The following is an 18,747-nucleotide window of genomic DNA, read 5'->3' on the forward strand; positions in this document are numbered from 1 at the left end:
CCCCCCTGTGGAGGGGGACGGGGCTCCGTCGTGCGTGGTGCCGCGGTCAGCCCGCGTAGGGGGCACCCAGCGGGTCGACGGTCGGCCGGTCGCCCACGGTGCGGGCGAGCCGGGCCGCGGCGAAGTCGCCGTCGCCCAGCAGGTGGTCGATCGCGGTGAGCCGGCTGACGTAGTGCCCCACGGAGTACTCCGCGGTCACGCCGATGCCACCGTGCAGCTGGATGGCCTCCTTGCCGACGTGCCGGCCGGCGCGGCTGGTCTGCAGCCGGGTCCGGTCGGCGGCGGAGAGGACGTCGCCGCCGGCGTCCTGCACCATCGACGCCCACAGCGCGGTGCTGCGGGCCAGCTCCAGGGACACGTACATGTCCGCGGCGCGGAAGGTGAGCGCCTGGAACTTGTTGAGGGTGACCCCGAACTGCTTGCGGGTCTTCAGGTACTCGGCGGTGGTCCGCAGTGCGGTGTCTATCGCGCCGATCGCCTCGTGGCTGTAGGCGATGCGCGCCTCGGCCAGCGCGCGTTCGACGGCCGCCGTCTGGTCGCCGCCGGTGCCGAGGAGGGTCGCCGGGGTGCCGTCGAAGCGGACGTTGGCCGCGCGGGTGCCGTCGTGCGTGCGGTAGCCGGTGCGGGTCAGCCCCGCCGCGTCGCCCTGGACGACGAACAGCCCGGTGCCGCCGCTGTCGACGACGGCCGAGACCACCAGGACGTCGGCGCGGGCGCCCGTGGGCACCGGCTCCTTGACACCGGTCAGGGTCCAGCCGTCGCCGGTCTGCGTGGCGGTGACCGCCGACGCCGACGCGCTCCACCGGGTGCCGATCTCGGCGTGCGCGAACGCGGGCACGCTGGTGCCCTCGGCGATCGCGGCCAGCAGCTGCGCCTTCTGCTCGTCGGTGCCGACGGCGGCGATCAGCCCACCGGCCAGCACGACCGCCTCGATGAACGGCTCGGGGGCGATGACCCGGCCGATCTCCTCGGCGACGATCGCCACCTCGATCGGTCCGGCGCCCATGCCGCCGTGCTCCTCGGCGAAGGGCAGGCCCAGCAGGCCCATCTCGGCCAGCCGGGACCAGGTCTTCTCGTCGAAGCCCGGCTCGTTCGCGGCGGCCTTGCGGCGCGCCTCGCTGTCGGAGTAGGCGCGCTCCAGCAGGCCGCGGACGGCCTCCCGGAGGTCGTTCTGCTCGCTGTCGAAGGTGAAGTCCACGTCAGATCACAGCCCCAGGATCGTGCCGGCGATGATGGTGCGCTGAACTTCGTTGGAGCCTCCGTAGATGGAGACCTTCCGGTAGTTCAGGTAGTGCGGCGTCGCGACGCGCGCCCAGTCGGGCACGTCGGAGCCCTCCTCCGCGAAGGACGCGACCGAGAGCGGGCCGGCGATGTCGACCAGCAGCTCGGTGGCGGCCTGCTGCAGCTCCGAGCCCTTGAGCTTGAGGACCGAGGACGCGGGGTGCGGCTTGCCGTCGGCGGAGTTGGCGACCACGCGCAGGGCGGTCAGCTCCAGCGCGACCAGCTCGTTCTCCACCTCGGCGATGCGGGTCGCCATGAACGGGTCCTCGAGCAGCGGGCGCCCGTCGACGGTGATCTCGCGGGCGTAGTCCTTGGCCTGGGCCAGCATCTTCTTGGTGGCGCCGACGCGGGCGATGCCGACGCGCTCGTTGCCGAGCAGGAACTTCGCGTAGTCCCAGCCGCGGTTCTCCTCGCCGATCAGGTTCTCGGCGGGGACGCGGACGTCCTCGAAGAAGACCTCGTTGACCTCGAACCCGCCGTCGATGAGCTCGATGGGGCGCAGCGTGACGCCGGGGGTGTCCATCGGGAAGACCAGCATCGAGATGCCGCGCTGCTTCTTCTCCGCGGTCGGGTCGGTGCGGACCAGGCAGAAGATCCAGTCGGCGTGCTGACCGAGGGTGGTCCAGGTCTTCTGGCCGTTGACCACCCAGTCGTCGCCGTCGCGCACGGCGGTGGTGCGCAGCGAGGCGAGGTCGGAGCCGGCGTCGGGCTCGGAGAAGCCCTGGCACCACCAGATGTCCAGGTTCGCCGTCTTGGCCAGGAAGCGCTCCTTCTGCTCCTGGTTGCCGAAGGCCGCGAGCACCGGGCCGATCATGCTGGTGTTGAACGCCAGCGGCTCGGGGACGCTGGCCAGCTGCATCTCCTCGCGCCAGATGTGGCGCTGCAGCGGCGTCCAGTCCCGGCCGCCCCACTCCACCGGCCAGTGCGGCACGGCGAGGCCGGCGGCGTTGAGCGCGCGCTGGGCCTCGACGTACTCCTCCTTGGACACGTGCCGGTGGGCCGCGACCTTGTCGCGGATCTCCTGCGGCACCTGGGTGGTGAAGAAGGTCCGCATCTCCTCCCGGAAGGCCTCGAGCTCCGGGGACAGCTGCAACCGCATCGATCCTCATTCCTGACGGCGGCAGCGCCGTCTCGACGTAGTACCCCCGACGATCCCACATGAGCTACCGGCCGGTAGATGCGGCACCCGGGGGCGGCGTGCCGCCCACGCGAACGGGCCCCGGGCAGCAGTGCTGCCCGGGGCCCGTCCCAGGACCGGTCGCTCAGTCCAGCGTCGACCAGAACGCGCAGTCGGCCTCGGCGGCGACGTCGACCGGGCCGATCCCGCCGTCCGAGGCGATGTCCAGGCCCTGGACGTCCTTCGAGGCGCGGTAGCGGGTCCAGGTCGGGACGTCACGGCCGTTGGGGTTGCCGTGGGCGGCGAAGTTGGTCCAGTAGCGGACCATCGCCGTCGACAGCTGCTCCTGCTCGGCGGTCAGCCCGTCCCCGAACAGCCCCGGGAACAGGTAGGGCAGCTCGGTGGCGTGCTGGGCGTCCTCCGGATAGCCCGGGTACGGGAAGTCCACCAGCGGGTCGGCCGTCTCGTCGCGGAACTGGTAGGCGAATACGGGGGCCGGCACCGGCGGGCGGGCGAGGGTGTCGTAGGCGTCGACGTGCTCGCAGGTGGACAGCGCGCTGCCGGCGTCGCTGTTGACGGCGGCCAGGGCGCGCAGCGGCGACGGGTAGGCACCGGCCGGGTAGCGCGCGAGCACCTCGTCGGCGTCGTCGCCGAAGACGCCGGCGAGGACAGCCGCGTAGTCGGCGTCGGTGAAGCCGTCGGCGGCCAGGCCGGCGACGGTCGGGTTCAGGGGCGTGAACAACGTGTTCTCGTCGCTGAGGTTGCCGTGCATGACCGGCACCCTGGCGTGGTCCCCGGCGGCGATCGCCTCGGCCGGCTGCACCGGCAGCGCCGAGCCGCCGACGACGAAGGCGCCGCCCGGCCAGGCGTCGAGCAGCTGCTGCACCGGTGTCTCCCGCAGGCAGGCCGCGACGTCGTCCGCCGTGGCACAGCCGACGGCCTCCGCGACCCGGGCGCCCTTCGCCTCCGCCGTCTCCAGCGTGTCGTAGGGCGCCGTGCAGCTGTAGCTCTGCGCGATGGCGCGGTCGAACAGGCCCCGCGCGCTCGGCGAGGTGAGCTGGGCGCAGACCGCCGAGCCACCGGCCGACTCGCCGAAGATCGTCACCCGCCCGGGGTTGCCGCCGAAGGCCCGGATGTTGCGCTCCACCCAGCGCAGCGCGGCCTGCTGGTCGAGCAGCCCGGCGCTGCCGGAGGCGACGTCGCCGTTCTCGCGGGAGAGGTCCTCCTGCGCCATGAAGCCCAGAGCGCCGAGCCGGTAGTTGATCGTCACCACCACGACGTCGCCCTCCAGGGCCAGCTTGCTCGCGTCGTACCGGTCACCGCTGCCGGTCTGCCACGAGCCGCCGTGGATCCACACCATCACCGGGAGGTCACGGCGCTGGGTGTCCAGGCCGGAGGGCGTCGTGACGTTGAGGTAGAGGCAGTCCTCGACCACCGACGTGACCGGGTTGCTGGCGCTGGGCTCCTGCGGGCAGGCGCTGTCGGGCGTGGTCGCGTCGAGGACGCCGTCCCAGGGCTGCGCCGGCGCGGGCGGGGCGAAGCGGAGGTCGCCGACCGGCGGCGCGGCGTACGGGATGCCCTCGAACAGCCGGTAGCCGTCGGCCGCGGTGCCCTCGACGGCGCCCTCGGCGGTCTGGACGACCAGCGGGGCGCGGTCCCGCGGATCGGGCGCGGCCCCGGCGGGCGCGGCGGTGGCGAGGGCGCCGGCGGTCAGCACCGCGCCCAGGCCGAGTGCGAGCAACGACCTTCGGGCGGGACGTGGGGGAGTGGTGCGCACGTGACCTCCAAGGAGTGCCGGCCGAGCCCGGGGTGAGCTGGACCACAGCGCTCGGGACACTAGCCCGCCGTGTCTCACCCTGGTGTGTCGGGGGTCACTCCTGTCCGTCGCCCGGGCGGGGCCGCGCCGGACCGGTCAGCAACCGGGCAGCGGGCGGGTGGTCATCCGGTCGATCGTCTCCACCCACGCGGCGCGGACGTCGGTCGGCCGGTCGGCGACGAGGTCGAGCAGGCTGGTGCAGTCGGCGTGCCGCCCACCGACGACGGCCGCGAAGCCCAGCCGGGTGACCAGCACCCGGATGTCGTCGAGGGCCAGCCCGGCGTCGAGCAGGGGCTGGACTATCCAGTGCGTCTCCCGGTGCGGCGCGAAGGACTCCACGACCGGCTTTCGCCGCCCGGCACCGATCCGGATGCAGCGCTGCCCGCTCAGCCCTCGACGGGCAGCCCGGTGTAGTTCTCCGCCAGGTCGCGGGCGGCGGCCTCCGACGAGCACACCCGCTGCAGCTGGGCGAGCTGGAGCTGGGCGTCGAAGTCGTCGCCGGAGGTGTGCAGCATCGAGGTCATCCACCAGGAGAAGTGGGTGCAGCGCCAGACCCGGCGCAGCGCGGTGTCGGAGTACGCGTCGACCAGATCGGTGCGCTTCTCCTGCAGCAGGCGGGTCAGCGCCGTGGCCAGCAGGGTGACGTCGGCGACGGCGAGGTTCAGCCCCTTCGCGCCGGTCGGCGGCACGATGTGCGCGGCGTCCCCGGCGAGGAACAGCCGCCCCCGGCGCATCGGCGCGCTGACGAACGAGCGCATCGGCAGGATCGACTTCTCCGTGACGGGGCCGGTGCTGATCTCCCAGCCGTCCAGGGCGAAGCGCCTGGCCAGACCGTCCCAGATCCGGTCGTCGGACCAGTCCTCGATCTTCTCGGCGGGGTCGACCTGCAGGTAGAGCCGGGACACCGTGGGCGAGCGCATCGAGTACAGCGCGAAGCCCTCGGGGTGCCAGGCGTAGATCAGCTCGTCGGTGGCCGGGGCGGCGTCGGCGAGGATGCCGAGCCACGCGTAGGGGTACGTGCGCTCCCACGTGCGACCGGACGTGCCGGCCGTGACCACCGGGCGCGAGACGCCGTGGAAACCGTCGGTGCCCGCGATGACGTCGCACGCGAGCACCTGGGGGGTGCCGTCGGCGTCGGTGAACCGGATCCGCGGGGAGTCGGAGTCGACGTCCTCGGGGCGGACGTCGGAGACGTCGAACAGCAGCGGCGGGCCGCCGTCCAGCTGGGCCGCGATGAGGTCCTTGGTCACCTCGGTCTGGCCGTAGACCCACACGGTGCGGCCGCACAGCTCCGGGAAGTCCAGCTTGTGGCGCGTCCCCGGGTGCTGCAGGTGGATGCCGGAGTGCTCGAGCCCCTCGCGGTGCAGCCGGTCGCCGAGGCCGGCGTCGGTGAGCGTGTCGACGGTGTGCTGCTCGAGGATGCCGGCCCGGATGCGCGCCTCGACGTAGTCGCGGGACCGGTTCTCCAGGACGACGTTGTCGATGCCCCGCATGGTCAGCAGCCGGGAGAGGAGGAGGCCGGCGGGGCCGGCGCCGATGATGCCAACCTGGGTGCGCACGGAGGGAAGTGTTCCCCCGCGCACCCGCGGACGGAACCACGGCCTTCCGCCCAGCGGGAGGGATCGGCCGGGAGGCGGTCGCTCAGACGAGGGGGCCGACGGCCCGCCACGGCCCCCACTCGCCGGCGGCCGAGCGGATGCGGTGCACGAGCGCGCCGCCGGCGTCGACCGCCGCCACGACCAGCCGGCCGTCGGGCGTGCCGGCGGCGGTGGGGAGGTCGGGGACGAAGCCGCCCAGGTCGGTCCACGGGCCGTAGTGGCTGTCGGGGGCCACCTGCGAGGTCACGGAGATCCCGCCGCCGGCGTTCCGGGTGACGCAGGTGATCCGGCCGTCCACGGTGGCGCTCGCCGTCGGCCCGGTCCCGCCGTGCCCGCCGAGGGCGGTGGCCGATCGCCACGCGAGGTCGGTGTCCTGCCAGCTCGTCGCGACGGCGGCGGTCCCCGCCTGCCGATAGTGCACCTCCGGTCGCCCGTCGGCGTTGACGGCGAACGTGGCGGGGCTTGCCGGCGCCAGGGAGGGCAGCGGGCCGGCCAGGAACTCGCCGCCGGGCACGACCTGCCGCCACAGGAGGAGCCCCGTGCGGGAGGCCGCGACGACCTCGATGCGCCCGGTGGCGTCCAGCAGGGCGTCGCACGGGTCCTGCAGGTCGGCGCCCCGGAGGTCGAGCCAGGGGTGCCAGCCGCCGTCGGCGTCCTGCCCGCGGGTCGACAGGCCGCCGCCGGCGTTGACGACGACGACCTGCAGCCGGCCGTCCGCGTTCGGCGCGAGGGCGGGGCTCCCGACGTAGCGGGCGTCGGGCCCGGGGTTCGGCGTGCCGAGGTCGGTCCACGAGCCGCCGGCGACGGACCGCACGGCCAACCGGCCGTCGTCGGTGCGGGCGGCGAGGTGGATGCCGCCGTCGGTCCCTTCCGCCGCGACGACGGTGGTGACCCCGGCGCCGAGGCCGTCGGGGCCGAGGTCGACCGGACCCTGCCAGGAGCCGGGGCCCGTCCAGGCCACGACCCGGCCGTCGCGCACGGCGAACAGCCGCACCGCGCCTCGGCCGTCGGTCGCCGACCAGCGGGTTCCGCGGGAGGACCGGTTGTAGGCGCGGTCGGTGGCGCCGAAGACGTCCGCCGCGGCCGGGTCCCACGGCTGGTACGCGCCGGCGAACAGCGCGAGCTTGCGGGCGCGCGTGGCGGCCGCGAGGTTCACGGGGTGCTGGCCGACCCCGTAGTCGCGGTGCTCGAGGACGGAGGGCAGCCAGGTGTCCTGCACCGCCCGGTACCGGCGCGCCGCATCGAGGGCGAGCGCGGTCGCCGCCCGGTGGTCCGGGTGCGACTGCGGGACGTCGTACCGGCGGTCCGCGAGCAGTTCGGTGACGTGCAGCACCGTCGGCCGGTAGCGCTCCATGAGCCCGCACAGCACCGACACCACGTCGTCGGCGTCGTACTGCTGGCCGTCGGCGACGAGCCCACCGGCGGCGGGGACCGTCGTCAGCGTCGCACCGGAGGCGAGCCGGGACAGCCGGCCGTCGGGCAGCCCGAGGAAGACCACCCGCACGCCGGGCCGCTGCCGCAGCCGGAACTCCTCCACCCGGCGACCGCCGAGCTCGACCACCTCGCCGTCCCACTCGTCCTGCAGCCAGAGGTCGCGCACGCCGCCGGAGATCCGGTAGGCGTCCTGGATGCCACGCCGCCGGTCGCGGGCGCGGACCGCCCCTTGGGCGAGAGGGAGCAGTGCGTCCCCGGCGCTGACGTAGACGACGGTGGTCGGGATGCCGGCGTGGATGCCGGCGTCGAGGTCGGGGTTGAGGAAGAGCAGGTCGTCATCGGGGTGCGCGACGATCGCCAGCACGGAGGCGCTCACCGACCGCATGGTGCTCGGGTCCACCGGCGAACGGAAGCAGGACGGCGCGGCGCGCCGGTGGGCGTCAGTGGAACTCCTGCGACCGGGCCAGTTCCCGGCCGATGCCCCGGGCCGCCATCTCCAGGGCCGGCACCAGGCGGGCGAGGTCCCGGCGGTGCGGGGGGACGACGATGCCGAGGGCGGCGACGGCCAGCGGACCGGCGGCCCGCTCAACCTGCACGGGGACGGCGATCGAGGCCGCGCCGGCCGACATCTCCTCGCACGTGCGGGCGTAGCGCCGCCGGCGGATCTCGGCCAGCTCCCGGGTGAGCTGCACCGGGTCGACGACGGTGTGCCGGGTGATCGGCCGCAGGGAGCGCAGCGTCTGCTCGACGACGTCGTCCGGGGCGGCGGCGAGCAGCACCTTGCCGACGCCGGTCGCGTGCAGCGGTAGCCGGCTGCCGACCTGGCTGACCACCGGCACCGACCCCCGGCCCGACACCCGGTCGACGTAGAGGGCGCAGAGCCCCTCCCGGACGGCGAGGTGCACGGTGTCGCGGATGGTGGTGTGCAGGTCGAGCAGGAACGGGGCGGCCACCTGCCGCAGCTCCAGCTGCACCGGCGCGAGCAGGCCGAGGTCCCAGAGCTTGCGGCCGACCTCGTAGCGGCCGTCGGAGCGCCGCACCAGCGCGCCCCAGTCGGCGAGCTCGGCGAGCAGCCGGTGCGTCGTGGTGAGCGGCGTGCCGGTCCGCTCGGCGATCTCGGACAGCGACAGCCGGGGGGTGTCGCTGCCGAACGCGTCGAGGATGCCGAGTGCGCGGGAGGTCACCGAGCGGCCCGGGGTGCTGCTCCGACCGGCCATGTCCGGAGATCTCCCGCCCAGTGGAAGCCAGGGGTTGGGAGCCTAGCGTCCCGGTCGTACCGTCCCGGCATGACCGGGACCACAGCGGCCGGTGGCCTGCACCTACCGCGGTACGTGCGCGAACCCGCCGCGCTCCGCACGCCCGTGGGCTTCCCCGACTACCGCAGCGCCGCGCTGCGGGCGCCCCTGCGGACGCCGGTCGACCTCCCGCACCGGCTCACCGAGATCACCGGCCCGGTGCTCGGCGAGGACCGGGTGCGGCCGGGGGACGCCGACCTCACCGTCCGCAGCGGCGGCGAGGCCCTGGGGCAGCGGGTCCTCGTCCACGGCCGGGTGCTCGACAGCGACGGCCGCCCGGTGTCCGACGCGCTGGTCGAGGTGTGGCAGGCCAACGCCGCCGGCCGCTACCGGCACGTCGGGGACAACTGGCCGGCGCCGCTGGACCCGCACTTCGACGGGCTCGGCCGGGTGGTCACCGACAGCCTGGGCCGCTACGAGTTCCTGACGATCAAGCCCGGCGCGTACCCCTGGGGCAACCACCACAACGCCTGGCGCCCGGCGCACATCCACTTCAGCCTGTTCGGCCGCGCCTTCACCCAGCGGCTGGTCACCCAGATGTACTTCCCGGACGACCCGCTGTTCGGCCAGGACCCGATCTTCAACGCCATCCCGGCGGCCGCGCGGCACCGGGCGATCAGCCGCTGCTCCCTCGAGCGCACCCAGGACAACTGGGCGCTGGCCTTCGAGTGGGACGTCGTGCTGCGCGGGACCGACCAGACGCCGTTCGAGACCGACGACGACGGGGATGTCGCGTGATGACAGCCGAGGGAGCATCGCCACAGGCTGGGGGCACCTCCCGCTTGCGGGGGACAGCGACCGAGGAGCGGACCGAGGCGCGGAACCGCGCGGGAGATGTCGCATGAACCCGCTGGACGTGCCGCCCGATCCGGCGGGCCCCTCCCAGCCGCGCACCGGTCGGCGCGGCTCCGGCTTCCTCACCGAGCCGCTGCGGCTCGGCACCACCCCGAGCGCGACGGTCGGGCCGTACCTGGCCATCGGCCTCACCTGGCCGGACGGCGCCTGGGCTGCGGCCGAGGGCGCCGAGGGCGGGATCTGGCTCCGCGGCCGGGTGCTCGACGGCGCCGGCGACGTGGTCACCGACGCGATGGTGGAGACCTGGCAGGCCGATCCGGACGGCGGCTTCCCCTCGCCGGAGGACCCCCGCGGGGCGTCGACCTACCCGGGGTTCCGCGGCTTCGCCCGCGCGCAGACGCTTCCTGGCGAGTTCGCCGTCCACACCCTCAAGCCCGGCCGGGTGCCCGACGGTCAGGGCGGGCTGCAGGCGCCGCACGTGGCCGTGTCGGTGTTCGCGCGTGGGCTGCTCGACCGGGTGGTCACCCGCGTCTACTTCGCCGACGAGGCGCAGGCCAACGCCGACGACGTCGTGCTGCGCGCGCTGCCCGACGACGCCGCGCGCAGCACGCTGCTCGCCACGCCGGCCGACGACGGCTACCGGTTCGACGTCCACCTGCAGGGCGAGCGCGAGACCGTCTTCTTCGCGGTATGAACGCACCTGTGACTGGAACCGCCGCGTGAGCGGCCTCTTCAGCGGGACCTTCGCCCGCGGTGGGGCGGCGGCGGCCGTCTCCGACGCCGCCTGGTTCGACGCGCTGCTGGACGTGGAGGCGGCGCTGGCCCGCGCGGCCGCCGCGACCGGGCTGGTGCCGGCCACCGCGGCCGACGCGGTGACCGCGGCCTGCGCGGAGCCGGCCGGCCTGGACCTGGCCACCGTCGTGGCCCGCGCGGCCGACGCGGGCAACCCGGTGCCCCCGCTGGTGCGGGTGCTGCAGGCTGCGGTCGGGGAGCGCGATGCCGTCGCGGTCCACGTCGGCGCCACCAGCCAGGACGTCCTGGACACGGCGCTGGTGCTGCTGGCCCGGCGGGCGATCACCGCGATCGACCGCGACCTCGAGCTGGCCGCCGAGGCCGCCGCCGGCCTGGCCCGCGCGCACCGGGACGACGTCGTCATGGGCCGCACCCTGATGCAGCAGGCGCTGCCCACCACGTTCGGCCTCAAGGCCGCGGGCTGGCTCAGCGGCCTGGACGGCGCCCGGCTGCGGCTGGCCGAGGTCGTGGCCACGCTGCCCGTGCAGTACGGCGGCGCGGTCGGGACGCTCGCCGGCTCGGACGGGTCGGGCACCGCGCTGCGGGCCGCGCTGGCCACCGAGCTGGGCCTGGCGACGACCCCGGTCCCGTGGCACACGGTGCGGCTGCCGATCGCCGATCTGGCCGGTGCCCTGGGGGCGTCGGCGGGCGTGCTGGCGACCGTCGCCGTCGACGTGGTGCTGATGGCGCAGACCGAGGTCGGCGAGGCCGCGGAGAGCGGCGCGGGGCGCGGCGGCTCGTCGGCGATGCCGCACAAGCAGAACCCGGTGGCCGCGATCTCGGCGCGGGCCTGCGCCCGCCGTGCGCCCGGCCTGGTCGCCACGCTGCTGGCCGCCATGGAGCAGGAGCACGAGCGGGCCGCCGGCGCCTGGCACAGCGAGTGGCCGGCGCTCACCGACCTGCTCGCCACCGTCGGCTCGGCAGCGGCCTGGCTGGTCGAGAGCCTCTCCGGTCTCCGGCCCGACGTGCAGCGCATGGCGGCGACGGCCGCCGCGGCGCGCGACCCCGAGCTCGCCGGTGCGCTCGCCGAGGCGCTGACCCCCGTCCTCGGCCGCGGGGCCGCGCACGACGAGGCCGCGGCCGCCGTGCGCGAGGCCGCCGCGACCGGCCGCCCGCTGGCCGACGTGGTCGCCGGCCGCGACGACGTCGACCTCGCCGACCTGCTCGGCGCCGGCCCCGACGTCGGGGAGGCCGGCCCCCAGATCGACGCCGTGCTCACCGAACACGCCCACCTGACCGAGGGAGCCCGATGACCGCCATCGCCGTCTCGTACACCGTCGACGGCCCCGCTGACGCGCCCGTGGTCGTGCTGTCCAACTCGCTGGGCGCCACGCGCGCGATGTGGGACCAGCAGGTGCCCGCCCTCGCCGAGCGCTTCCGGGTGGTCACCTACGACACCCGCGGGCACGGCGACTCCCCGGTGCCGCCCGGGCCCTACTCGCTGGACGACCTCGCCGACGACCTCGTCGCGCTGCTCGACGAGGTCGGCGCGGAGCGGGCGCACGTCGCCGGGTTGTCGCTGGGCGGCATGACCGGTATGCGCCTAGCCGCCCGCGACCCGCAGCGGGTGCACCGGCTCGCGCTGCTGTGCACCTCCGCCCTGCTGGGCCCCCGCCAGAACTGGATCGACCGCGCCGTCACGGCCCGGTCCGAGGGCACGGCGGCGCTCGCGCCGACCGTCGTCAGCCGGTGGGTGACGCCCGGCTTCGCCGCGGACCACCCCGACGTGGTCGCCCGGCTGCGCGAGATGGTCGCCGGCACCGACGGCGAGGGTTACGCGAGCTGCTGCGAGGTGATCGCCGACATGGACCTGCGCGCCGACCTCCCGAGCATCACGGCGCCGACGCTGGTCGTCTCCGGCGCGCAGGACCCGGCGACGCCGCCGGAGCACCAGCAGGCCATCGCCGAGGGCATCCCGGGCGCGCAGCTGGTCTCGGTCAGCCCCGGCGCGCACCTGGCCAACATCGAGCAGCCGCTGCAGGTCACCGGCGCGCTGCTCGCCCACTTCGACGCTGCGGGAGCTGCCCGGTGAGCGAGCTGCCCGACACCGACCGGGCGCGCCGCGAGGCGGGCATGCGCACCCGCCGGGAGGTGCTCGGCGACGCGCACGTCGACCGCGCCGTCGCCACCACCACCCCGTTCACCGCCGATTTCCAGGACTTCATCACCCGGACCGCGTGGGGCGACCTCTGGCAGCGCCCGGGGCTGTCCCGTCGCGACCGCAGCCTGCTGACGCTGTCGATCACGATCGCGCTGCGGCACTGGGACGAGTTCGCGCTGCACGTGCGCGCCGCGGTGACCAACGGCCTCACGGACGAGGAGATCGGCGAGGTGATCCAGCACGCCGCGGTCTACGCCGGCGTGCCCGCCGCCAACCACGCCTTCACGGTGGCCGCCCCGATCCTCGCCGAACTGCACCGCACGCCGGGCAGCTGAGCCACCGCACTCGCGACCGCCTCCGGCCGGGCGCAGCGCCCGGTGTCCGTCGGCAGCGGCAGTCCGTCACTGCCCAGCACGGCTGGGCAGTGACGGACTGCCCCGGAACAGGCGGGCGGTGAGGGGGGCGCCCCCGGTCAGACGGTGGCGGGGAGGGGCATCTCGCGCACGTCGTCGGCGACGGTGAGCGGGGCGCCGGTCTTCTGCACGACCTCGTCGGCCCTCACACCGGGGGCGGTCTCGCGGAGGACGAGGCCGGTGTCGGTGACGTCGATGACGGCGAGGTCGGTGACGATGCGGTCGACGCAGGCCTTTCCGGTCAGCGGCAGGGTGCACTCGGCGACGATCTTGGGCGATCCGTCGCGGGCCGTGTGCTCCATCATGATGATCACCCGCTTGGCGCCGTGGACGAGGTCCATGGCGCCACCCATGCCGTTGACCATCTTGCCGGGGATGAGCCAGTTGGCGAGGTCCCCGCGGGGGTTGACCTGCATGGCGCCGAGGACGGCGACGTCGAGGTGCTGCCCGCGGATCATGCCGAAGGACAGGGCGGAGTCGAAGAAGCTGGCCCCGGGCAGCACGGTGACGGTCTCCTTGCCGGCGTTGATCAGGTCGGGGTCCTCCTCGCCCTGGTAGGGGTAGGGGCCGACACCGAGCACGCCGTTCTCCGAGTGCAGGACGACGTGCACGCCGTCGGGCACGTAGTTGGGCACCAGCGTCGGCATGCCGATGCCGAGGTTGACGTAGGCGCCGTCCTCCAGCTCCAGCGCGACGCGGGCGGCCAGCTGCTCACGGGACAGGGCCATCAGGCTGCTCCTCCGGTCGCTTCCTCGCCGGCGGCGGCCGGCGCGGCGGTGTCGGCGGTGCCCGCCGCCGGGCGGGGGCGGGTGGTGCGGTTCTCGATCGGCTTCCGGTCGCCGCCGACGACGACGACGCGGTCGACGAAGACGCCGGGCAGGTGCACGTCCTCGGGGGTGATCTCGCCGGGTTCGACGAGCTCCTCCACCTCGGCGATCGTGACGCGGGCGGCCATCCCGGCCAGCGGGTTGAAGTTCCGCGCCGACTCGTGGAACACCAGGTTGCCGTGCCGGTCACCGATCGCGGCGCGGACCAGGCCGAAGTCGGCGGTCAGCGCGGTCTCCAGCACGTACTGGCGGCCGTCGAACTCCCGCACCTCCTTGGGCCGGGACACCTCGACGACCTCCCCCTGGGCGTCGTAGCGGATCGGGATGCCGCCGTCGGCGACCATCGTGCCCACGCCGGTCGGGGTGTAGAAGGCGGGGATGCCGGCGCCCCCGGCGCGCAGCCGCTCGGCCAGCGTGCCCTGCGGCGTCAGCTCGACCTCCAGCTCGCCGGACAGGTACAGCCGGGCCAGCTCCTTGTTGCCGCCGACGAACGACGAGATCGTCCGACGGATCCGCCCGGCGTAGAGCAGCACGCCCAGCGCCTGGTCGTCGACCCCGCAGTTGTTGGAGATCGTGGTCAGCCCGTCGGTGCCCTGCGCCAGCAGCGCGTCGATCAGCTCGAACGGCACCCCGCAGAGGCCGAAGCCGCCCACGGCCAGCACCGACCCCGCTCCGATGTCGGCCACGGCCTCCGCCGGGGAGGCGACGAGCTTGTTCACCGGGAGCCCGGTTCGACGGGGACGGTGTCCCGCCCGTGGTCCGTGCGCGTCCGCTCCACCGCAGTGCTCCCATCGCTCGCCGGTTGCCGGGCCCAGTATCGCCGTCCGCGGCCGCACCGCGGGACGAGATCCTCCACTGACCGGAACCCGGGTGGGCGCGGGTGGCTCAGCGCAGGACCGTGGTGAGGCGGACGCGGACCCCACCGTCGCCCGGGTGGTGCGCGCCGCCGGAGATGTCGACGTGGTCGCAGAGCTGGCGGGCGAGCCACAGCCCCATGCCGCCGCGGGAGAGGTCCGCGCCGTGCGCGGGGCCGTACCCGGCGAACGGGTCGTCCCAGCCGGGGCCGCCGTCGCTGATCGTGCAGACCATGCGGTCGGGCGCGGTCCACAGCCGGAGGCTCACCGGCGGCCGCCCGTGCCGCACGGCGTTGGAGGCCATCTCGTCGACGGCGAGGAGGAAGTCCTCGACCACGTCGGCGGGGGCCGGGACGCCGGCCAGTTCCGCGGCGACCGCGTGCCGCAGGCCGATGAAGTCCGCGACGTCGGCGGCCGCGAGGCGCGGGGCAGTGCGCTCCAGCGGCTCGTCGGGCACCGGAAGCGCCCGGAGGTACTCGGCCGGGTCGGTGTACCCGTCATTGGCCGCCCGCCCGGCGGCAGTGACCAGGGTGGGGTGCGTCCGGACGGCGGACTCCAGCACCGGCTCGGGGAGCCGGCGGGTGTCGAAGGCGCAGAGCCCCCACAGCTCCCAGCCGGTGAGCGCCTCGTTGATCACCGACTCGTAGCGCTCCCACTCGAGCCACTCCCGCTCGGTGCGCCCGAAGTCGATCTCGCCCACGACGCGGACCCGGCGCGCGCCGTCGGCGGTCTGCTTCTCGGCCAGCCGGCGGAGGGTCGTGATCGCCGCGGGCGTGCGCATCCGGTAGAGCTCGGCGCGGTCGAGCAGCTGCAGCCGCGGGTCGTCGTCCAGCGCCTCCCGCAGGGCCGCCGTGCTAGCGGGGCCGGTCATGACCACCGCGGCCTCGCCGGCGTCCAGCCCCGCGCGCAGGAACGGCGCCCCCGCGGCGACCAGCTGGTCGGGCGAGTCGTACAGGAGGGCGTCGTGCGGAAAGCCCCCGGCGGGGGGATGTCCCACCCCGCCTGCTGCTGTCCAGTCCACCCGTTGCCCCTGCCGTGTCGCGTCCGCTGCCCCGGAACGTTGCCCCACGGTAGGCCAGTGCGGCGGATCGGTCAGCCGCAGGGGCGCATCCTGGGGACCGTGCCGGCCGTCCCGGCCGGGTCGGGACGGCCGGTTCTCGGCGGCCGACCTCCGGGCAGGGCGCCGCGCACCAAGGGCAGCACCGCCGGAGCCGCCGCCGGATGACCGGTACGGCACCCCCTGGCGCCCGCGCTCAGTGCAGGCGGGAGCTCCAGTCGGCGGGCACGCGACCGCTCGGTCCGGGCACGGGCTGGTCGAGGGGGCGGTGCTGCGGCGGCGCCAGGGCGCGGCCGACCACCGGCCGGTCCGCGTCGAAGTCCCAGAACCAGTCCTCGCCCGGTTCGAAGCTGCTGATGACCGGGTGGCCGGCCGACGCCGCGTGCGCGCGGGCGTGCCGGCTGGGTGAGGAGTCGCAGCAGCCGATGTGGCCGCACTGCGCGCAGCGGCGGAGGTGGAACCACCAGCCGCCGGTGGCCTCGCACTCGACGCAGCCGGTCCCGCTGGGCGGCACCGTGGGGTCGATGGCGGGTGCTGTCATGGCCGCCTCCGGGACGGACGGACGTCGTGGGGACGGAGGCAACGCTACGGACGCCGTCCAGTGCCACACGACGAAGCCCGTGGGGCAGCGACCGGTCTGGGCCTCGACGTGTCGTGGCGGGTCGTGGTCAAGCGGCACGGCGAGGACCTGCGGGTGACGTCGTCGCCGGGGGACACCCGCTTCCAGGTGCTGCTGCCGCTCGCCGAGGCGACCGGCTGACCCGCGGGCGCCGCGCTGGGACAGTGGAGGCGTGTTCGACGTCGACTGGATGGGCCTGCTGACCCGTGAGGTGCTGCGCGAGCGCGGCGCCGCGCTGATCGCCGAGAGCTGCGCGTGGGCGGTCGGGCTCTCCGACCGACCGCACTACCGGCGGCGGTCCGGCCGGGTCGCGCCCAGCGGGCTGACCGTGGGGGAGCGGGCGGCCAACGGCCAGCCGCTGGGCGGCGCGGAGGACGGCCGGGTCGACCTCGAGGACGCCCGGCCCGGCAGCTTCCCGGACGCGCTGAACATGATCGGCCCGGACGGCCGGCTGGAGGCCGAGCGGTTCGACGACGAGGTGCTGGTGCCCTTCGTCGCCGAGACCTGCCGGGTGGCCGGCGAGCGGGCGCGCACCACCCGCCGGGCGGACTGGGCCGAGCTCGCCCACGACCTGGGCGAGGACCCCGCCGACGTGGCCGACGTGGTGCGCGCCGGCGGCTGGGAGGCGCCGCTGCGCATCGACGCCGAGCACCTCGTCCTCGCCGCGCTGCGCGACGTCCCGCTCATCGAGGCGGAGGCCGAGGGCCTGCCGCTGTCGCTGGTCCGCGCTGCCGAGGCGGCGACGCGGGCCGCCGCCCCCGCTCCCGCCCCGGTGCCCGACGACAGCCTCGCCGGGGCGCTGTTCCTCGCCCGCGCGGCCCTCGAGGAGTCCGGCTGCACGGTGCCGGTCCGGCCGGCGGACGCCGACCTGCTCCTGGCCGCGCTCGGGGACGCCGGCCTCGAACCGGACGAGGTGAGCAGCGTGCTGCCCCACCTGCCGGTGGAGGAGCAGACGATCACCCGGATCGCGGCCACCCTCGCCCAGCGCTGAGGGCCGGTCAGACCTCCTCGACGGGGAAGGTCCGCGACGGCGTCACGAACTCCTCCTGCGCGGCGACCATCAGGATCTCCCGGGAGCGGGCGTCCTCGGTGCGCTGGAGGAGACCGAACACCGACGAGGCGGCGCGGCCCAGCGCCTCGGCCGCCGAGCGGGTGTCGAGCCAGTGGGCGAGGAACAGCGCGGCGATCGCGTCGCCGGCGCCGTTGACCGAGACGCCCAGACGCGGGGTGCGCACCCGGAAGTGCCGGCCGCCCTCCGACGCCAGCAGGTCGACGGCGTCGTCGGGGGTGTCCTCGGCGACCAGCGAGGTGGTGAGCACCACCCGCGGGCCGAGGCCCTGCACGGCGGCGACGGCGTCCTTCACCGAGGCGAGCGAGCGGGTGGCCGCGCCGGAGAGCAGGTCCAGCTCGTAGTGGTTGGGCGTCACGACGTCGGCGGCCGGCACCGCGACGTCCCGCATGAACTCCTCGATGCCCGGCCGCACGAACACCCCGCGGCCGACGTCGCCGATCACCGGGTCGCAGCAGTAGACCGCCGCGGGGTTGGCCTCCCGCACGCGGGCCACCGCGCCCACGACGGCGTGCCCGATGTCGGCCGAGCCGAGGTAGCCCGAGAGCACGGCATCGCACGAGCCCAGGACGCCCCGCTCGGCGACCCCCTGCACCAGCTCGTCGATCGACTGGCCGTCGTACACCCGGCCGGTCCACTCGCCGTAGCCGGTGTGGTTGGAGAACTGGACGGTGTGCACCGGCCACACCTCGATCCCGAGGCGCTGCAGCGGGAACACCGCCGACGAGTTGCCCACGTGCCCGTAGGTGACGTGCGACTGGATGCTGAGGACGGCGGTCACGGGGGCACCCTGGCACACGCTCCCGCACCGGTCAGCCGGCGGTCGCGCTGCCCGGGTTCACCTCGGTGTGCGGGCGGGCCTGCCACAGCGCCCACTCGGCGCTGACGTCGCCCGCCGTCCGCAGCAGCAGTGGGAGGTGGTCGCGCAGCAGCCGCTCCGAGGAGGTCTCCGCCGCGTGCACCGTCACGTTCATGGCGGCGCGCACGACGCCCTGACCGTCCCGCACCGGGACCGCCACCGAGCGCACCCCCGGGGCCAGCTCCTCGTCGGCGAACGCCCAGCCGCGGGCGCGCACCTCGGTCAGCTCCGCCCGCAGCTGCTCGGGCGACCGGCCGATCATCGGCGGCACACCGGCCCGGCTGCGCTGGGCGAGGGTGTCGGCCAGCTCCTCGGGGGAGAGCGCGGCGAGCAGCACCTTCCCCTGGGACGTCTGCGCAGCGGGGAAGCGGGTGCCGATGTCCACCCGCAGCGCGATCAGCTTGGGCACCGACACCCGGGCGACGTACACGATGTCCGAGCCGTCCAGCTGGGCCATCGACGAGGACTCCCCGGTGCGGGCGACGAGGTCCTCCAGGTGCGGGCGGGCGATGTCCCACAACCCCAGGGCGCCGACGTAGGCCATCCCCAGCGTCAGCACCTTGGGGGTGAGCGAGAAGGCCCCGCCCCGCGAGCGGACGAAGCCGAGCTCCTCCAGGGTGAGCAACAGCCGCCGCGCGGTGGGCCGAGCCAGGCCCGCGGCGGCCGCCACCTCGGTGAGCGACATGGTGGGGGAGTCCCGGTCGAAGCAGGCGAGGACGTCGAGACCCCGCGCGAGCGCCTCGACGAAGTCGGGCCCGGTGCCGCGCCCTGCCATGTCCGTGGTCCTCTCCTCGGTCCCGGTCGGAGGCGGTCCCGCACA

The 18,747-nt window shown here is 75.2% G+C and carries 20 protein-coding genes; 7 read left to right on the forward strand and 13 right to left on the reverse strand.

From position 1 onward, the window contains the following. Positions 1-46: 46 nt before the first annotated feature. From O2W17_RS17795 to O2W17_RS17825, 7 genes are all read right to left on the reverse strand, one after another. Positions 47-1,198, reverse strand: coding sequence for an acyl-CoA dehydrogenase family protein (locus O2W17_RS17795; RefSeq protein ID WP_269193779.1), 1,152 nt, complete (start codon positions 1,196-1,198; stop codon positions 47-49). Positions 1,199-1,204: 6 nt separating this feature from the next. Further along, the gene (locus O2W17_RS17800; protein WP_269193780.1) at positions 1,205-2,380 is read right to left on the reverse strand and encodes an acyl-CoA dehydrogenase family protein; all 1,176 of its coding nucleotides are present in this window, start codon (positions 2,378-2,380) and stop codon (positions 1,205-1,207) included. 163 nt (positions 2,381-2,543) lie between these two features. Then, positions 2,544-4,175, reverse strand: a complete 1,632-nt coding sequence (locus tag O2W17_RS17805) for a carboxylesterase/lipase family protein (RefSeq protein ID WP_269193781.1) — start codon at positions 4,173-4,175, stop codon at positions 2,544-2,546. A gap of 135 nt (positions 4,176-4,310) precedes the next feature. Further along, a complete protein-coding gene (locus O2W17_RS17810) occupies positions 4,311-4,553 on the reverse strand; it encodes a hypothetical protein (protein ID WP_269193782.1) in 243 nt (80 codons plus the stop codon). Positions 4,554-4,600: 47 nt separating this feature from the next. Next, the gene (locus tag O2W17_RS17815) at positions 4,601-5,773 is read right to left on the reverse strand and encodes a 4-hydroxybenzoate 3-monooxygenase (protein WP_269193783.1); all 1,173 of its coding nucleotides are present in this window, start codon (positions 5,771-5,773) and stop codon (positions 4,601-4,603) included. An 82-nt stretch (positions 5,774-5,855) separates the two neighbouring features. Beyond that, positions 5,856-7,622 (reverse strand): PIG-L family deacetylase, encoded by a 1,767-nt coding sequence (locus O2W17_RS17820; protein WP_269193784.1) that lies wholly within the window; start codon positions 7,620-7,622, stop codon positions 5,856-5,858. A gap of 64 nt (positions 7,623-7,686) precedes the next feature. Beyond that, entirely contained in the window at positions 7,687-8,463 is a 777-nt protein-coding gene (locus O2W17_RS17825) for an IclR family transcriptional regulator (RefSeq protein WP_269193785.1), read from the reverse strand. Positions 8,464-8,532: 69 nt separating this feature from the next. Here O2W17_RS17825 and pcaH point away from each other — a divergent pair, with 69 nt between their 5' ends. The 5 genes from pcaH to pcaC all read left to right on the forward strand — a co-directional run bounded on the left by pcaH (position 8,533) and on the right by pcaC (position 12,564). After that, the gene (gene pcaH, locus O2W17_RS17830; protein WP_269193786.1) at positions 8,533-9,279 is read left to right on the forward strand and encodes a protocatechuate 3,4-dioxygenase subunit beta; all 747 of its coding nucleotides are present in this window, start codon (positions 8,533-8,535) and stop codon (positions 9,277-9,279) included. Positions 9,280-9,382: 103 nt separating this feature from the next. After that, positions 9,383-10,030 (forward strand): protocatechuate 3,4-dioxygenase subunit alpha, encoded by a 648-nt coding sequence (gene pcaG / locus O2W17_RS17835; protein ID WP_269193787.1) that lies wholly within the window; start codon positions 9,383-9,385, stop codon positions 10,028-10,030. A 25-nt stretch (positions 10,031-10,055) separates the two neighbouring features. Then, entirely contained in the window at positions 10,056-11,381 is a 1,326-nt protein-coding gene (gene pcaB, locus O2W17_RS17840) for a 3-carboxy-cis,cis-muconate cycloisomerase (protein ID WP_269193788.1), read from the forward strand. After that, the gene (gene pcaD, locus O2W17_RS17845; protein WP_269193789.1) at positions 11,378-12,160 is read left to right on the forward strand and encodes a 3-oxoadipate enol-lactonase; all 783 of its coding nucleotides are present in this window, start codon (positions 11,378-11,380) and stop codon (positions 12,158-12,160) included. The genes pcaB and pcaD overlap by 4 nt, the downstream gene beginning before the upstream one ends. Further along, a complete protein-coding gene (gene pcaC, locus O2W17_RS17850) occupies positions 12,157-12,564 on the forward strand; it encodes a 4-carboxymuconolactone decarboxylase (RefSeq protein ID WP_269193790.1) in 408 nt (135 codons plus the stop codon). Before pcaD ends, pcaC begins: the two co-directional genes overlap by 4 nt. Before the next feature lie 137 nt (positions 12,565-12,701). On the opposite strand, the gene O2W17_RS17855 is transcribed toward pcaC, so the two are convergent. The 4 genes from O2W17_RS17855 to O2W17_RS17870 form a co-directional block, all read right to left on the reverse strand. After that, positions 12,702-13,370, reverse strand: a complete 669-nt coding sequence (locus O2W17_RS17855) for a CoA transferase subunit B (RefSeq protein ID WP_269193791.1) — start codon at positions 13,368-13,370, stop codon at positions 12,702-12,704. Beyond that, positions 13,370-14,188 carry a CoA transferase subunit A gene (locus tag O2W17_RS17860; RefSeq protein ID WP_269193792.1) on the reverse strand — a complete coding sequence of 273 codons (819 nt, stop codon included), beginning with the start codon at positions 14,186-14,188 and terminating at the stop codon, positions 13,370-13,372. Before O2W17_RS17860 ends, O2W17_RS17855 begins: the two co-directional genes overlap by 1 nt. A 166-nt stretch (positions 14,189-14,354) precedes the next feature. Next, a complete protein-coding gene (locus tag O2W17_RS17865; RefSeq protein ID WP_269193793.1) occupies positions 14,355-15,320 on the reverse strand; it encodes a sensor histidine kinase in 966 nt (321 codons plus the stop codon). A gap of 256 nt (positions 15,321-15,576) precedes the next feature. After that, the gene (locus O2W17_RS17870; protein WP_269193794.1) at positions 15,577-15,921 is read right to left on the reverse strand and encodes a UBP-type zinc finger domain-containing protein; all 345 of its coding nucleotides are present in this window, start codon (positions 15,919-15,921) and stop codon (positions 15,577-15,579) included. Positions 15,922-15,981: 60 nt separating this feature from the next. Between O2W17_RS17870 and O2W17_RS17875 the strand changes: the two genes are divergently transcribed. Next, positions 15,982-16,140, forward strand: coding sequence for a hypothetical protein (locus O2W17_RS17875; protein WP_269193795.1), 159 nt, complete (start codon positions 15,982-15,984; stop codon positions 16,138-16,140). A 31-nt stretch (positions 16,141-16,171) separates the two neighbouring features. After that, positions 16,172-16,990 carry a hypothetical protein gene (locus O2W17_RS17880; protein ID WP_269193796.1) on the forward strand — a complete coding sequence of 273 codons (819 nt, stop codon included), beginning with the start codon at positions 16,172-16,174 and terminating at the stop codon, positions 16,988-16,990. A 7-nt stretch (positions 16,991-16,997) separates the two neighbouring features. Here the strand turns inward: O2W17_RS17880 and pdxY are convergent, their stop codons facing one another. After that, positions 16,998-17,849 carry a pyridoxal kinase PdxY gene (gene pdxY, locus O2W17_RS17885; RefSeq protein ID WP_269193797.1) on the reverse strand — a complete coding sequence of 284 codons (852 nt, stop codon included), beginning with the start codon at positions 17,847-17,849 and terminating at the stop codon, positions 16,998-17,000. Positions 17,850-17,880: 31 nt separating this feature from the next. Continuing rightward, positions 17,881-18,702 (reverse strand): IclR family transcriptional regulator domain-containing protein, encoded by an 822-nt coding sequence (locus O2W17_RS17890; protein WP_269193798.1) that lies wholly within the window; start codon positions 18,700-18,702, stop codon positions 17,881-17,883. Positions 18,703-18,747: the final 45 nt, after the last annotated feature.

Origin of the sequence: Blastococcus sp. VKM Ac-2987 (assembly GCF_026967805.1) — a bacterium.
Taxonomy (GTDB): domain Bacteria; phylum Actinomycetota; class Actinomycetes; order Mycobacteriales; family Geodermatophilaceae; genus Blastococcus.

Coding starts and splice junctions, on each gene's coding strand:
- O2W17_RS17800 (WP_269193780.1), bottom strand. CDS start 2,380: ATGCGGTTGCAGCTGTCCCCGGAGCTCGAGGCCTTCCGGGAGGAGATG.
- O2W17_RS17825 (WP_269193785.1), bottom strand. CDS start 8,463: ATGGCCGGTCGGAGCAGCACCCCGGGCCGCTCGGTGACCTCCCGCGCA.
- pcaH (WP_269193786.1), top strand. CDS start 8,533: ATGACCGGGACCACAGCGGCCGGTGGCCTGCACCTACCGCGGTACGTG.
- pcaG (WP_269193787.1), top strand. CDS start 9,383: ATGAACCCGCTGGACGTGCCGCCCGATCCGGCGGGCCCCTCCCAGCCG.
- pcaD (WP_269193789.1), top strand. CDS start 11,378: ATGACCGCCATCGCCGTCTCGTACACCGTCGACGGCCCCGCTGACGCG.
- O2W17_RS17855 (WP_269193791.1), bottom strand. CDS start 13,370: ATGGCCCTGTCCCGTGAGCAGCTGGCCGCCCGCGTCGCGCTGGAGCTG.
- O2W17_RS17870 (WP_269193794.1), bottom strand. CDS start 15,921: ATGACAGCACCCGCCATCGACCCCACGGTGCCGCCCAGCGGGACCGGC.
- O2W17_RS17890 (WP_269193798.1), bottom strand. CDS start 18,702: ATGGCAGGGCGCGGCACCGGGCCCGACTTCGTCGAGGCGCTCGCGCGG.